This is a genomic window from Mucilaginibacter sp. SG538B, assembly GCF_013376065.1.
In the GTDB taxonomy this organism is placed as follows: domain Bacteria; phylum Bacteroidota; class Bacteroidia; order Sphingobacteriales; family Sphingobacteriaceae; genus Mucilaginibacter; species Mucilaginibacter rubeus.
Window position 1 is genome coordinate 281,381 of the sequence record NZ_JABMJI010000003.1, and the last position, 15,484, is coordinate 296,864.

The following is a 15,484-nucleotide window of genomic DNA, read 5'->3' on the forward strand; positions in this document are numbered from 1 at the left end:
GCATTGATCAAGCAAAGAAAGGGACTCCGGGCATCGCGTATTTCTTCAACCCTTCCTCGTTGATCTCAACACCCACTCCGGGCTTGTCAGATAGCACCAGGAAACCTTTCTCAATAAAGGGTTTATCGTATTGTACTATTTCCTTCCATTTTGGCTCGGTATCGCTCAACGTTTGCCATTCCAGGATATGGAAATTGGGTACCGAGGCACAAACATGCGCGGTTGCCATAGCCCCCAGGAAAGATCCTACCATGTGCGGCGAAAACGGCACATAATATAAGTTGGCAAGGTTGGCTATCCGCTGCCCCTCGCCCAGCCCGCCGCATTTTTGAAGATCGGGCATTACAATATCAATTCCGGCTTCCGAAAGCAGCCTCGTATAACCGTAAGCCAGGTAAAAATTTTCCCCGGCACAAATAGGTGTGCTGGTTTCCTGGGTTATAGTTTTGTACACATCAATATTATCTGCAGGTACCGGTTCTTCCAACCACATTAAGTTAAGGGGTTCCATCATTTTTGCAACCCTGCGGCCGGTTGTAGCATCGTAACGGCCGTGCATATCCACGCATATATCAATGTTTGGCCCAACCTCTTTCCTCACTGCTGCTATGGCATTATACATCCTGTCGAGTTCGGCGTTACTGGCTGTCCAGTTATAGCGGTCAAATTTATTGGGGTCACGGGCATCGTCAATATCAAATTTCACGGCAGTGTATCCGCGGTTAACCGCCCCGCGGGCAGCCTTTGCATAATCATCAGGCACAGGGTTTGTGGCTGTGTATAATTCCGTATCACAATAAACACGGCATTTATCGCGATATTTGCCGCCTAATAACTGGTAAACTGGTAAACCCAAAGCTTTACCTGTCAAATCCCAAAGGGCTGCCTCAACCGCAGTAAGCACTGCGACAAACATACCTGACTGCGCCCCGGCAAAAAAATGAGCTTTCCTGATCTCCTCCGCTATCCGGTTTGGGTTTAAGGGGCTTCGGCCTTTCAGCATCCATTCCAACCGTTTAACCAGGTAATACGTTCCCGCTATGGCATCAACCCCTTCGCCCGAACCCCAGATGCCCTGGTTGGTATATATTTTTACAAAAAGCCCGCCGCCCGCGTAGGCACACTTAACTTCTGTAATTTTAAGGTCGGATGGGGATGATGCCTGCGGGGTACGCTCTTTGGCATCTATTAACCCCTGCCCAAATGTTTTATTTAATGGTCCTGCCAGTACGGCTGCACCGGCTAATACAGTTTTCGAAAGAAAGCTGCGCCTGTTTTGATAGTTTGACATATTTTATATTTAGGATAGATTTATTTACCAGGTCCGGTTTTTCAGGATATTTTGGATCTGCTCTTTAGGTACCGGCAATTCGTTAATATGCTCGTTAAGCCATGCTGAAAAATCTTTTTCGATATCCGGGCTCCAGCGGGCGTCTATTTGCCCGGCTGTGTATTTACCTTCTTTTAACCGCAGGTGGCCAAACATATCCCGTAACCTCACCACTTCGGAGGTGGTCACTACCTTTTCGGCCAGGTGCGGCGGGATAAATATGACTACGCCATTCTCACCCAAAACCACATCTCCGGGCATTACGGTAGCCTGCTTGATCCTGGTAGGCTGATTGATCCCGACAATCATGGTGTTCAGGTCGCCGGGCGGGTTATGGTACGATGGATCATAGCTTTCTACAAAGGATGTAAAGCCGCCTATCTCTTTTAATCCCCGCAGATCCCTCACCGCGCCGTTATAAACTATACCGTTACCGGTTTTCGCGTAGATAGCGTTACCGACGTTATCGCCAATGGTAGGCCCGTTTTTATGAGCCCCAAACTGATCGGCCACGTACACATCGCCTTTTACCAGCAGGTCTACCGGCCAGGTGTTTTGCCCTTTTTTTCCCTGGGTTTTGCCCCTGTCGTCAATAGCTTTCCATACATCGGGGCGCGCAGGCATGAAAACCGCGGTTACCGCGCGGCCAACCAAAACGCTATCCGGGTTTATTACCAGCCAGTTTTCGGTGAGTTGGTAGCCGTAGCCTGCGTTTTTTAAAACGGCCCAGGCTTCTTCAATACTAACGTGCTTCATCCGGGCCAAAATATTGTCGGATACCTTCGGACGCCCGTCGGCAAAGCGCTCACCCTTCCATTCCGGAGTAAGGAAAAGCAACTCGTCCCTGGATATTTGTTGCGCGAAGGCGTGATGAAAAAACAAACAGCATTGCAGCAATGCAATACCCGCAATACGGCAAAGAAGAAAACATTTTCTCATCGTAATAAATTTAAAACGCACACTATTAAGGGGAGTAGCGGCTTTGGTGTTGGTTGTAACTGGTTATAATACTTACAAAGTATCATAATATTTAACCCGGAAAATACCATTAAAAAACAGCGTTGGTTTTTATACAAATTTTAGTTTTGTAATGTGTAAACTTGCTTTCAATGGGCGCCCCCTGTTGGATGCCCGATAACCGTTGCAGTACAGAGGCGGCAGCAACGTATACCAATTATTATACTGAATGAATCAATTGATACTTCAGCAGGGCATATCTAAAGAACTTATGCATTTTCCGCATATTCTGGAGTTTACCCACAAAAAGAACAATACTATCCAACTCAACTCCTTTAACAGTAACGTTACGGACTGCATTTGCCTGTATTATATTTTAGAGGGAAAATTCAGCTGGATGATTGACTTACAACAACATACCTTATACCCGGGCGATTTTGCCTTAGTATTGCCCGGGCAACGCATTGGCGGCGAAACGGGAATATTAAATATCGGCGCTCTGTTTGGGTTAAAGATCTCTGCCGAAGATTGTGGAAAGATTTTGCTGGGTAAATGGAGCGGGCTTACTAAAAAGGAAAAACTATCCATCAACCAGATTTTGCTTGTAAATAAGCAACAGCTTGTTTTGAAACTGAAAGAAGCGCAGGTTTTAATGCATAATTTACAACTTGAATTACAAAATGAGGAAGTAGGCTTTTACACACGTGTAAACCAGCTGCTCGACGAGCTTTTTGTGTTGGTGAGCCGGCAATTGATCAGGCAAAACAATTCCAGGAGAGACTTCCCTCAAACATTCCTGAAGCTGGAGCAAACGTTGCGGCAAAACCTTGCCCATCAATGGACGGTGGAAGAAATGGCTGCGCTAATCGGCATGGGGACTACAGCATTTACCGAAAAAGTAAAAAACTACTCCGGCTTTTCACCTCTGAATTATTTAATCAACATCAGGATAACCGAAGCCACCAAACTGCTTAAAAAAAACGAGATAAATGTTACCGACATAGCACTGAGCACAGGGTTTTATTCGTCTCAGCATTTTTCTACAACCTTTAAAAAACTTACCGGGTACACCCCAAGCGAGTTCAGAAAAAAATAAAACACCAGATCATCAGTTATACGTCATGAATTGTATTATCATCATAGAAATGGGCACAGACGCAGTAAAGGTCTTCGCCTTTGATCTTTCCGGTAACTTAATCAGTTCGTCTAAGGGGCATTATCCCACCTTTCATGAACAACCCGACCATAGCGAACAAGACCCTGAGCAGATGTTTATTACAATGCTTTATATTTTGAAAAATCTTCTTAATGAAAAGATCTACCCTAAAAAATATATTGTAACCTGTATTTGCTTTGGCTCGTCAATGCATAGTTTGCTGGCAGTAGATAAGGATGGCATACCATTGGGCAATGCTATCACCTGGGCGGATAACCGGGGCAAAAAAGAGGCCGCAGAGCTTAAACAAAGCAGCCTCGGCGAGGAGATCTACAAGGCTACCGGCACTCCCATCCACCCGATGTCGTCGTTAATTAAAATTGCCTGGATGAAAAACCACGAACCCGAAAAATTCAAACAGGCACAAAAGTTTATGCCTATAAAGAGCTATATCATTCAACAACTAACAGGAGACTGTGTGATAGATTACAGTATAGCATCTGCAACAGGCCTGATGAATATTCATAAATTAACCTGGGATGAGGCTGCGTTGGAGTTTGCCGGCATAACACCACAGGAGCTTCCGGATCTGCACCCGGTTTTCTATTCGGGGGTAACGCTGAAAAAAGAATATCAAAGGGTTTTAAAACTGTCGCCAACGGTTAAAATCCTGATTGGATCAAGTGATGGTTGCCTGGCTACACTGGGCGCAGGCGTTTGGGAAAACAGTATGGCTACTATTACCATTGAAGATAGCGGCGCGTTCCGGATCATTGGCGATAAAATAATAGAAGACCCCAAACAGCAGATTTTCAACTACCTGCTTACCGAGAAGCATATCATCACCGGGGGGCCTACAAGTAACGGTGGCGTTATATTCAATTGGTTTGCGAAACAATTTGGTGATTTTCGGGAGGCTTTTGATATCGATCAATCAATGGAAATGCTGATAGAGGAAGCTGCGGGTGTCGAAGTCGGCTCGGGCGGTTTGATCTTCCTTCCCTTTTTGCACGGCGAACGGGCGCCTATCTGGAACCCCAATTCAAGGGGGTGTTATTTTGGCGTTAACATCAGGCACGAGCGCAAACACTTTATACGGGCCACCATTGAAGGTATCTTATATGAGATGTACAGTATTGGCCGTACGCTGGAAAAGCACCGTCATATCGAAAGCCTGTCTGTCAACGGCAGTTTCGCGTCTATACCCTTTTGCACTCAAATTATAGCCGACCTGTTTAATAAACCCGTAAGCACACTTAACCATGCGGACAGCATAGGCAAAGGTGCGTTCCTGCTAAGCGCGACCGAGATGGGCATTTATCCCTCTTTAGAAGAAGCCTCCAAAACGGTAACCATGCATCAAACCTATTTGCCCAACGCGGAAAACCACAAGGTGTATGCCCAATATTTTAAAGTATTTGAAAGTTTGATAACAAAAGTCGCTGATGAATTTGACGCTATTTCTGATTTGCAACAACGGTATAGTCAATAAATTAACAAGGTGGCCGGGGCCGCGCTGGGATTGACACAGTTTATTTTACAGCCCCGGTTTTAGCTCAACTTTAGGATATTTGAAACAGTTAGTTATCTTTAGTTTTTAACTCCAAAGTGGTTACCAGTGAATCGATTTTTACTGTGGCTAAGTCAAGATTAATACCCGTTGAATCTTGATGAAATTTAACTTTTTTACCATGCAGTACCCTGCAACGTGTAATAGTTTGTTTAACAGGCGGTAATTTGATGACAGTATCTCCCGCCGGCATTTTCAGCACGTGGATATATATTTTATCACCTCTACTTGTGGCCCCGTAGAAATCATCAACAGGTTGAAAAGGTCCCGGACGCGTTTGATATATGCTCTCGCCATTTTTTGCTAACCACTGCCCCACTTCTCTCAGGCGATCCACATGAGCAGGGGGAATAACACCGTCCGGATCCGGCCCAACATTTAATAACATATTTCCACCGCGGTCAACGGTATTAACAAGCATGTTTATAATCTTTTTCAGCGGCATCAATCGCTGAGCCTTATTGTATCCCCAACTGGTTTCATTAAGGTTCAAGCATTTTTCCCATGGGAAGGGAATAATAGGTCCTTTAACATCCGCGCCACCTTCGTCGGTCTGGAAATCTCCCACCATTCCTGATCTTGGATTAATGACCACATCCGGGTTGTAGCTACGTACCATAGCATTAAGTTTTAATGGTTCCCAAAACCAGGCTGCGTCGGCATCGGTACCTTTATGCGCCAGCCAGCCGCCATCATACCACAAAATATCTATTTTGCCGTAATTCTTCATTAGCTCCTCTACCTGCCCATATGTTTGTTTTTTGAGCAAGGCAGCGTTGTCAGGAAGCCCTTTGGGGTCGAAATAACCAGGAAAACGCCAATCCAGAGGGGAATAATAAATGCCTACATAGAGGCCAGCTTTACGGCACGCATCAGTATACTCTTTTACAAAATCACGGTGAGCGGCAGTTTCCCAGCTATCAAAATGCCGGTAACTTGAGGGGCTGTTCCAAAGGGCAAAGCCATCATGATGGCGGCTAACCATTACCATATACTTCATACCTGCCTCCTTGGCTACTTTAGCCCACTCTGTGGCGCTAAAATGTTTTGGATTAAACTGATCAGCTAACCTGGCATATTCCTCAGCCGGTATCTTTTGGTTAAACATGGTCCATTCACCCGTGGCTGGAATTGCATATAAGCCCCAATGTATGAACATCCCAAATTTCTGATCCTCCCACCATTGCATCTTTTCGGGCGGAAGATTAGAACCTGGGCCCGATACACCCTGCCCTGCACCCTTTAATGCAGGGTACACCTTACCTTTTTCCATTGATTTTCTTTCTGCGTCGCTCATTTGCTGGCTCTTTACCACAAAAGAATGGCTCAATAGTGTTAGCAGCAAACAAGCTGCCTTGATCGTGGTCTTTCGGTTAAACATAATTAGGGTTTTCAAACAGTAACAATTCAGGCAAATAGCGATGGTTTAAACCTTTTGTATTATAATAAACCCTACGTTTTTCAGGACGGTTTAATAATTAAGGTATACGCCACGCTAAATTAATTAAAGTCGGCGGTGCTGAATTATCTAAACCAGACTTTATTTTATACAAAAACGACCTCCTGCCGGCGTCCCTTCCGGCTCTGCAAAAACTCATCACTTCCGATATGTAAGCGTTTTTGCCTGGTTACAATGCAAAACCATTGCCCATCTCAAATAGAAAATGAAGTTGTCAAGCATAAGAAAATATATATTGATATATGAGCCTTAGATTACATTACATTTATTAATTTGCCTGGCTCCGATCTGTTCAATATGATTGCTATTATAAATATCATTTTCTGTCTTTCTTTCCTGGTTTTCGCTTACCTTAACCTGAACGATGTCGATCCATGGCTTTGGGTACCAATATACCTTAGCGCGGCTGTATGTTGCGGCCTGGTAGTTTTTCACCTGGTTTATCCGAAGTTGTATCTATGCCTGATCGCGATATACCTTGTTCACGCAGGTATCATTTATTTTTCTAAAGATGGTGTCCGCGACTGGATAACGAAATATAACAGGCCAAGTTTGGTAGAAACGATGCAGGCAAACAAGCCTTATATAGAAAAAACGAGGGAGTTCTTTGGCTTGCTGATCATTGCCGGCGCATTGCTCATCAATTATATCGCGGCCTGAGCAACACAGATCGGTCAACCCTGATGATTTGAAGATATGTTCACTTATGATATAGAAAAATTTAAGCCCCTGCTCACAGATCTCATTGCAAGGCATGTAAGCCCGGATGCAAAAGACTGGCTGCTGGCCCAGGGAGCCCATGCTGCATCTGCTGCAGCATTTAACGCTGCCTTCGCCGCTTTGCCGCGTAAGACGGGAAAAGCGCCGGTCAATGCCGGTCCTGAAAATGAAGCTGATTTATCGGCTATCCGTAAAGATTTTTCGATCGCAGGATGGTCGGTTGACAGGCTTGCCAGGGTATGGCTGTTGTTAACGCTTGATACCACCGATAAGGAGCGTTATCAACGCAATATCGAAAACCTATTTTTGGCTGCTGAAATGAACGAATTGGTGGCTTTATATTCGGCTTTGCCTCTGCTTGCTTACGCCCCGATATGGGTACAACGCTGTACGGAAGGTAACCGCAGTAATCTAGGCGTTGTGCTCGAAGCGATCATGTATCGCAACCCTTACCCTGCGGAAAACCTGCCCGAGCCGGCTTGGAACCAAATGGTGCTAAAGGCACTTTTCACCGAAAAAAAGCTGGAACTGATCACGGGATTGGACCAGCGTGCCAATGCCAGCCTTGCACATACATTGATTGATTACGCGCGAGAGCGCTGGTCAGCCGGCCGGAGTACTGATCCTATGCTTTGGCGATTAATAACTCGCTTTATGGATAACACGATACTGCAGGACATCAAGGAAGGATTACCGGGTGTAAGCGAACTTGAAAGGGAAGCGGTGGCATTAGCTATTGCCGAAAGCAGCTTTCAGCCAGCAAAAGAATTGTTGAAAGTTGATCATTTAAAGATGGCGGCGGGCAGAAAAACGAGTTGGAACGAATTTATTAACGATACAAAAAATTAATTTTGGGATATGTGTTGCAGCAATTTTGAAAACAGAGAGCAAATACCCGGCGAAAAACCAGAGTCATTTGATATAACGGCCATAAAAGGTATGCGTTTTTTTGACCCGCATGTACATATGACATCCCGTACAACTGATGACTACCAGGCTATGGCTGATGCGGGCGTGGTTGGGCTGATAGAACCGGCTTTCTGGCTGGGACAGCCCCGGACGGGCATTGACAGCTTTCGCGATTATTACAGCAGCCTGGTTGGCTGGGAAAGATTTCGCTCATCGCAGTTTGGCATTAAACATTATTGCACCATAGGGCTTAACTCCCGCGAGGCAAACAATGAAAGCCTTGCAGAACAGGTGATGGAAATACTTCCGCTGTTTGCTTATAAAGAGGGAGTTGTGGGTATCGGTGAAATAGGTTTCGACGATCAAACAGCGGCTGAAGAAAAATATTACCGCTTGCAACTGGAACTGGCCAGGGAAGCCGGCCTGCCGGTACAGGTCCACACGCCGCACCGCGACAAGAAAAACGGCACACGCCGTAGTATGGACATCGCGATAGAACATGGCATTGATCCTTATAAGGTCATCATTGATCATAACAACGAGGAGACCGTTAAAGAGGTCCTTGACCGGGGTTTTTGGGCTGCATTCACGATTTATCCCTTCACCAAAATGGGTAATGAGCGCATGGTTGAAATCGCCAGACAATATGGCCCGGAGCGGATCATGGTCAATTCGGCTGCTGATTGGGGCATCAGCGATCCCCTGGCTGTGCCGAAAACCGCTGCACTAATGAAAATACGCGGTATCAGTGACAAAGATATCCAATTGATCACCTACGGTAACGCAATTACCGCTTTTGCTCAAAGCGGACAGCTCGATGAAACTGATTTCGCCACGGTGAGGAACGTTGATCAAAGCGTAAAATTTGAAGGTAACAGTATATTGCGAGGCGGCCAGCAACCGAGAATCGATAAATCATCCATCATCATTAGCTAATCGTGATCTTGAGGAAACTGTACATTTATCTTCAGCTCATGCGGCCCGCCAATATTGTTACTTCGGTCGCAGATATTCTGGCGGGGATCGCTATTGCCAGTGCCCCAGGTAGTTTAGTGGAAAGAGCCTGGCCAATGGCTCTCCTGCTTTGCCTTTCCACAGCTTGTCTTTACGGCGGCGGTATTGTTTTTAACGATATTTTCGATGTGGAGACTGATAAGATTGAACGGCCTGAAAGAGCTATCCCCTCAGGCAAGGTTAGTTTACCGGAAGCTTCAGTGCTCGGCACATTGTTGTTAAGCGCAGGCATTTTATTGGCATTTCTCGTTTCGGCGGCATCTGGTATACTCGCGGCAGCTATTGCGCTCTGCGCGCTGCTCTACGACAAGTTGGGCAAACATCATCCCTTTTTCGGGCCGCTTAATATGGGGATGTGCCGGGGATTAAACCTGTTGCTCGGAGTCAGCATCATACCGGATGCGCTCAACCATTGGTCAATGTTAGCATTGGTGCCTGTGATTTACATATTCTCGATCACCCTGACCAGTCGTGGCGAAGTTCATGGGGGCAAAAGGAACAACTTGTATATAGCGGCATTTTTGTACGCCGCGGTCATCGCCTTTATCAGCTACTTTTCGTACGTTAATAACCGGCTGCTATGGTCACTGCTTTTCATCTTACCCTTTACCTGGATGATATTCAAACCGTTGCTCAGAGCTATAAGAGAGCCTATCGGCAAAAATATTGGTAATGCCGTAAAGGCCGGGGTGATCTCCCTGATATTGATGGACGCTTCCTGGTCTGCCACATTCAGCTCACTCACATTCGCCCTGATGATCGCCTGCCTCTTACCGCTCTCCATGTGGCTGTCGAAAACCTTTGCAGTCACCTAATTAATTTCAATAACAATAGATCTTCCTCCGATGGAACATTTGCAACAGAACTTCAGCGTAAAATATAGTTATAACGTCTTTTTTACTTCGGCTTTATTCGCAAAGGACAATCCCCTTCTGAACGATTTTCTGACAAACGCTGCTACTTCAGGCGCGTTAAGGAAGATTCTTTTTGTGGTGGATCAGGGGGTGGCCGACGCCCACGAGCATTTATGCTCTGATATCAGTTCTTATTTTCAGGCGCATACTGCTGTTCATCTGGTGCCCGAGATCTTGCTGATACCCGGCGGCGAGTACGTAAAGAATGATGAACGCTATTTTGATATGATCCTCGAAGCGGTAAATAATTACGGTATAGACCGGCATTCATACATCGCAGCAATTGGTGGCGGGGCCGTATTGGATATGGCAGGTTATGCTGCTGCAGTAGCCCACCGGGGAGTAAAGCTTATCCGCATACCAACAACTGTGCTGTCTCAGAACGATTCAGGGATCGGGGTGAAGAACAGCATCAATTATTTTGGGAAAAAGAATTTCCTGGGCACATTCGCACCCCCTGCCGCTGTTTTTAATGATGACCAGTTTTTGACCACGCTGACCGACCGAGACTGGCGTTCCGGAATATCCGAAGCTATCAAAGTTGCCCTAATCAAAGACCCTGTTTTTTTCAACTGGATAGAACAGAACGCACCCGCCCTCGTGAGCCGCGACGCGACAGCAATGAATTACCTGATTTGGCGCTGCGCGCAGCTGCACATGCAGCACATTGCCGGCGCCGACCCCTTTGAAAGCGGCTCATCACGCCCTTTGGATTTCGGGCATTGGAGCGCGCACAAACTGGAATATCTCAGCGGCTTCGACGTTCGACATGGTGAAGCGGTAGCCATGGGGATAGCCCTGGATACGGTTTATTCCTGCCTTTGCGGCCGTTTAACCGCTGCGCACAGTGAGCGCGTGGTAAGCCTGATCCAAAACTTAGGTTTTGAAATCAGCCATGGGCTCTTAAAGATCAGCAGAGATGACAGCCCATTATTGCAGGGCATGGAGGAGTTTCGCGAGCATTTGGGCGGAGAGCTCACTATTACGTTACTCAATGCTATTGGCGAAGGTGCCGAGGTGCATGAAATTGATACCGAGCTTTTGAAACAAGCGAGTATTGAACTATACAACCGGCAATTCGAACTTCAGCAAACGCAAATTTAAACAATATAAACATCTGCCCTCATGAAAATAAATGTAGCGCACCTGACCTATTGTACCAATATCCATCCCGCGGAGAACTGGCCGGAAACTTTCGGAGCCCTGAAAAACCATTTCCCGGCAATCAGGGCGGCCCTTGCAGGGAAGGAACAAATGGGTATTGGCCTGCGCCTTTCTAATATGGCGAGCCTGGGTTTGCTGGCAGAGGAAGATAACTTAGCGGAGTTCAAACAATGGCTGTTTGATCATGATGCTTATGTTTTCACGATGAACGGTTTCCCCTATGGCGGTTTCCACAACACCGTGGTCAAGGACGAAGTGCATGCGCCGGATTGGACAACAGTTGAGCGCGTGGATTATACCTTACGCCTGTTTCATATATTGGCCGAATTACTTCCTGAAGGTTTGCAGGGAGGAATTTCAACCTCACCCTTAAGCTATAAGCCATGGCATGCGGCCGGTGAAGCCCGGAACACTGCAAGGGCGATCGCCACGGAGAATATTTTAACGGTGGCGGCCGCACTTTTTGAAAAATACAGTTCGACTGGAATCCTGATGCACCTGGATATCGAACCCGAGCCGGATGGCTTCCTGGAATCAGGCCGGGAGTTTATAGATTGGTTTGAAAACGACCTGCTGCCGCGGGGTATTTTAGTGCTGGGAGAACAGTTTGGCCTGTCTCCGGCTGATGCAGAAGCAGTTGTAAAACAACATATTAACCTATGCTATGATGTTTGCCATTTTGCTATCGGCTATGAAGAACATGAGCGCGTCATTGATGAACTGGCCGCGAAAGGTATCTGGGTTGGCAAGATACAAATCAGTGCTGCCCTAAAGGCCCGCCTTCCGGTGAATTTGGCTATGAGGGATGAGGTGACCGACGCGCTTGCCAGATTCAACGAGCCAACCTATTTGCACCAGGTGATCGCGAAAACTGCAAATGGAGAATTGATCCGCTATCCCGATTTACCGGAAGCCCTGGCAGATAGCCGGAACCCGGTAGTCAATGAATGGCGTGCGCATTTCCATGTACCTGTTTTTGTGGAGGATATGGGTGTGGTGCAATCAACACAAAACGATATTATCAGGGTGCTCAACAAGTTCAGGAACGCTGCTTTTACACAACACCTGGAGGTGGAAACATATACCTGGAGTGTATTGCCGGATGAGCTGAAGGCCCCCCTAACGCAATCGATCATCCGGGAATTGGATTGGGTTAAAGCGCAGATATCATAAGAAAGAAACTAATATGAATAAAACGGTAGTTATCGATGTAGTAGGTTTATCCACGTCTCTGATCGGCGAGCATACGCCATTTCTTAAATCTTATACCAAAGACAGACATCTGACGCATATAACACCTGTATTACCTGCTGTTACCACCGCCATGCAGTCCGCCTACGTCACCGGTAAATTTCCTGTTGACAATGGCATTGTAGGTAATGGGTGGTATGACCGCGCGGATTGTGAAGTAAAATTCTGGAAGCAGTCAAACAAACTTGTGGAGGGACAGAAAATATGGGAAAAGGCCAAGAGCGAAGATCCATCTTTCACGAGCTCGATAATGTTTTGGTGGTACAATATGTACTCCTCTGCGGATTACTCCGTGACACCCAGGCCAAACTACCTTGCCGACGGACGAAAAATACCGGATTGTTACTCGGAGCCTGCCGATCTGCGTGACCACCTTCAGGCGAAGTTGGGGCAGTTTCCGCTTTTTCAGTTTTGGGGGCCCGGCGCCAATATCAAATCAAGCCGTTGGATAGCTGACGCTGCAATAGAAACAGATACGTTGCATGACCCGACGCTAACGCTGATATACCTGCCGCATCTGGACTATTGCCTGCAAAAATTTGGTCCGGATTTACCGGTTATTGCCAAGGACCTGAATGATATTGATAAAATTATCGAAGATCTGGTTTCGTTTTACAAGAAAAAAAATGCCGAGATCATCATCCTTTCCGAATATGGTATCTCCCCGGTGGACCGCCCGGTTCATTTAAACCGGGTATTGAGGCAAAACGGCTTGTTAGGCATCAGGATTGAACGTGGACTGGAGATACTTGATCCGGGTGCTTCCAAAGCCTTTGCGGTAGCTGATCACCAACTGGCACATGTCTACATCAACGATGCGAGCGTAACGGCAAAAGTCAAAGCGCTGCTTGAAGCCGTGCCTGGTGTTGAACGGGTGCTTACCCGGGAAGAGCAGGCCGCATATCACATCGACCATCCCCGGGCCGGCGACCTGGTCCTGATCGCTGATGAAAGAAGTTGGTTCACTTATTACTTTTGGCTGGATGACGCGCTTGCCCCGGATTACGCGCGCGTAGTTGACATCCATAAAAAACCGGGTTATGATCCTGTTGAGATGTTTATGAGCTCAAAGCTCCGCGCCGGCTACAAGTTGCTGCGCAAAAAGGCTGGTTTCAGGTATGTGATGGATGTCATTCCCCTGGATGCCGCCCTGATTAAAGGCTCTCATGGCCGGGTGGATGTACCGTCAGAATATCAGCCGGTGATCATTACCGATAACCCATTGGAAAAACAGGACCTGATAGCGACCGACATTCATGATATCATCTGGAGGCACCTGAAAAATTGATTAGCTAAGCTGGCCTTGTATACTGATTGCCGGTTGTTCAAATGATCATCCTGCCATCCGATATGGTCCTTTTTATTAACTGTTCAATATTACAAAAGCAGTTATTCAAAATTCCACCACGCAACCTGTTTGAGGGGGCTGCCTAAAGTGTAAGGCTCCCCAATACGCGGAACGTTTAGTTCGACACCCAACTCCTTTGCTGCAGGCACAAGCCTTTTTATCGGTTCGTTCCAGGGCTGGTTAGCTTCAATAAACTTAGCCCAGTGAATAGGCTGTAACAAACGGGCATGCAGGTCAGCAGCAGCCTGTGCGGGTTGCCCTAACCACAGGTGCGTCCATGGCCAATTGGGGCTATACTGTCCGCATTCCAAAAACGCCAGATCAAATGGCCCGAATTGCTGGCCTATTTGTTTAAAATGCGGCCCGTACCCGCTATCGCCACTGTAAAACAGCCTATAACTGCCAATCTGAAAAACGTAAGAGGCCCATAATGTTTTATTCTCATTCTTATACGTACGATTGCTGCGATGTTGGGCTGGGGTGGCGGTAATCCGAATACCACCGGACAACGTAATCGATTGGTTCCAATTAAGTTCGATGATCTTTTTAGGGTCAAACCCCCAGTATACCAGATCAGCGCCTACTCCCATCGGCACGATAGCCATTTTAATACGATCTTTTAATTTTTTCAAAGTTCGATAATCCAGATGATCGTAGTGATCATGAGAAATGATCAGCGCATCTATTTGAGGCATATCATCGGCGTGATAATGCTTTGTACCCGGGAATGCGGTAATCAATCCGGGCACCGGTCCGGCATGATTGCTAAAAACCGGATCAATGAGCATATTAAACTGCTCGCTTTTTATAAGTAAAGATGAATGTCCAAACCAAACGATCGTAGGTGCAGGAGCAGCTAATGAATTCAGATCGGTTTTAATCCACGGAAGTGCATGAGATGGCCTGATGGTTTCAGGACGTCTGCTCAAAAAAAGAAATTTACGTTTGACCGTCGAATCGGAAAGTTCAGCCAAATTTATAAAAGCTCCATTTTTATAATTTGGTAAAGAATCCAACCGGGTAAGTTCTTCGCCATCCGGATTTTTACCCAAAGATTTAACTACGCCGCAACCGCCGACCGTCGATAATAACAGTGCAGCCAACACAATTCCCAAACACGCTCTTTTCATGCACTAAATGATGAATGTAACGTTAAAAAACAACATTTATTTTATAAATGCGTAATCTGTCTTCCCGGCTGCCATATTCCCGCAATTTGAGCCGGCCGTTCTGAATTTATTTCAAAACATAACAAAAGACGAATTTTAAGGCAGGTGAGTTTCCGACGCAAGCCGGCCAGTGTCCGAGAACGATATTGTTGGCTATCGACGGCGAGACGAAATTATCGTGGGAACAAGGGCAGACTCAGAAACAACTCTGATAACACTTTACTCCACCTCAATTCAACGTAACCGGATCCCCCAGGGACGTGCTAATATTCGCGATTTTTAATTACAAGGTTATCTACGCTGAGATTACCGACATGGAGGTTTCTGATTACAGCTTTTTTAACCATGATTCGGCTAATCACCAATGCGCCTATAGCAATCGCGCCAATAGCCATAGATCCCAATGCTAACACAGCAATTGCTGATGCCCCGGTTGCAGAAGCTCCGGTTACCCCGACACAGTTTGTTTTGCCCGTTTCCTTTTCAAAAAGTTTCATGTGATTTTTAATAAAGTCTCTCAAAT

General features: G+C 46.4%; 14 protein-coding genes. 9 read left to right on the plus strand and 5 right to left on the minus strand.

The window, feature by feature from the left end; translation table 11 throughout:
- Window positions 1–7: 7 nt before the first annotated feature.
- Both FHW88_RS17315 and FHW88_RS17320 read right to left on the minus strand, forming a co-directional pair.
- Window positions 8–1,291, minus strand: coding sequence for a mandelate racemase/muconate lactonizing enzyme family protein (locus FHW88_RS17315; protein ID WP_176627197.1), 1,284 nt, complete (start codon window positions 1,289–1,291; stop codon window positions 8–10).
- Window positions 1,292–1,315: 24 nt separating this feature from the next.
- Window positions 1,316–2,269, minus strand: a complete 954-nt coding sequence (locus FHW88_RS17320; protein WP_176627199.1) for an RraA family protein — start codon at window positions 2,267–2,269, stop codon at window positions 1,316–1,318.
- 247 nt (window positions 2,270–2,516) lie between these two features.
- On the opposite strand from FHW88_RS17320, the gene FHW88_RS17325 reads away from it, so the two are divergent.
- Both FHW88_RS17325 and FHW88_RS17330 read left to right on the plus strand, forming a co-directional pair.
- Entirely contained in the window at window positions 2,517–3,383 is an 867-nt protein-coding gene (locus tag FHW88_RS17325) for an AraC family transcriptional regulator (protein ID WP_176627201.1), read from the plus strand.
- Between the two features lie 25 nt (window positions 3,384–3,408).
- Window positions 3,409–4,935, plus strand: coding sequence for a gluconokinase (locus FHW88_RS17330; protein ID WP_176627202.1), 1,527 nt, complete (start codon window positions 3,409–3,411; stop codon window positions 4,933–4,935).
- An 88-nt stretch (window positions 4,936–5,023) separates the two neighbouring features.
- Here FHW88_RS17330 and FHW88_RS17335 read toward each other — a convergent pair whose 3' ends face one another.
- Entirely contained in the window at window positions 5,024–6,394 is a 1,371-nt protein-coding gene (locus tag FHW88_RS17335; RefSeq protein ID WP_176627204.1) for an alpha-L-fucosidase, read from the minus strand.
- A gap of 375 nt (window positions 6,395–6,769) precedes the next feature.
- Between FHW88_RS17335 and FHW88_RS17340 the strand changes: the two genes are divergently transcribed.
- The 7 genes from FHW88_RS17340 to FHW88_RS17370 all read left to right on the plus strand — a co-directional run bounded on the left by FHW88_RS17340 (window position 6,770) and on the right by FHW88_RS17370 (window position 13,732).
- Window positions 6,770–7,132: a transmembrane 220 family protein gene (locus FHW88_RS17340; RefSeq protein ID WP_176627205.1), complete on the plus strand. Its 363-nt coding sequence runs from the start codon at window positions 6,770–6,772 to the stop codon at window positions 7,130–7,132.
- Window positions 7,133–7,168: 36 nt separating this feature from the next.
- Complete coding sequence (locus tag FHW88_RS17345; RefSeq protein ID WP_176627207.1) at window positions 7,169–8,041, plus strand: EboA domain-containing protein; 873 nt, start codon at window positions 7,169–7,171, stop codon at window positions 8,039–8,041.
- A 90-nt stretch (window positions 8,042–8,131) separates the two neighbouring features.
- Complete coding sequence (locus tag FHW88_RS17350; RefSeq protein ID WP_223266247.1) at window positions 8,132–9,037, plus strand: TatD family hydrolase; 906 nt, start codon at window positions 8,132–8,134, stop codon at window positions 9,035–9,037.
- Between the two features lie 2 nt (window positions 9,038–9,039).
- Entirely contained in the window at window positions 9,040–9,930 is an 891-nt protein-coding gene (eboC, locus tag FHW88_RS17355) for a UbiA-like protein EboC (RefSeq protein WP_317171371.1), read from the plus strand.
- Window positions 9,931–9,960: 30 nt separating this feature from the next.
- Complete coding sequence (locus FHW88_RS17360; RefSeq protein ID WP_176627211.1) at window positions 9,961–11,133, plus strand: 3-dehydroquinate synthase; 1,173 nt, start codon at window positions 9,961–9,963, stop codon at window positions 11,131–11,133.
- Between the two features lie 21 nt (window positions 11,134–11,154).
- Window positions 11,155–12,366: a metabolite traffic protein EboE gene (gene eboE, locus FHW88_RS17365; protein ID WP_176627213.1), complete on the plus strand. Its 1,212-nt coding sequence runs from the start codon at window positions 11,155–11,157 to the stop codon at window positions 12,364–12,366.
- 13 nt (window positions 12,367–12,379) lie between these two features.
- Window positions 12,380–13,732 carry an alkaline phosphatase family protein gene (locus tag FHW88_RS17370; protein WP_176627215.1) on the plus strand — a complete coding sequence of 451 codons (1,353 nt, stop codon included), beginning with the start codon at window positions 12,380–12,382 and terminating at the stop codon, window positions 13,730–13,732.
- A 101-nt stretch (window positions 13,733–13,833) separates the two neighbouring features.
- On the opposite strand, the gene FHW88_RS17375 is transcribed toward FHW88_RS17370, so the two are convergent.
- Window positions 13,834–14,922: an MBL fold metallo-hydrolase gene (locus FHW88_RS17375; RefSeq protein WP_176627217.1), complete on the minus strand. Its 1,089-nt coding sequence runs from the start codon at window positions 14,920–14,922 to the stop codon at window positions 13,834–13,836.
- A gap of 302 nt (window positions 14,923–15,224) precedes the next feature.
- Window positions 15,225–15,458, minus strand: coding sequence for a hypothetical protein (locus FHW88_RS17380; protein ID WP_176627219.1), 234 nt, complete (start codon window positions 15,456–15,458; stop codon window positions 15,225–15,227).
- Window positions 15,459–15,484: the final 26 nt, after the last annotated feature.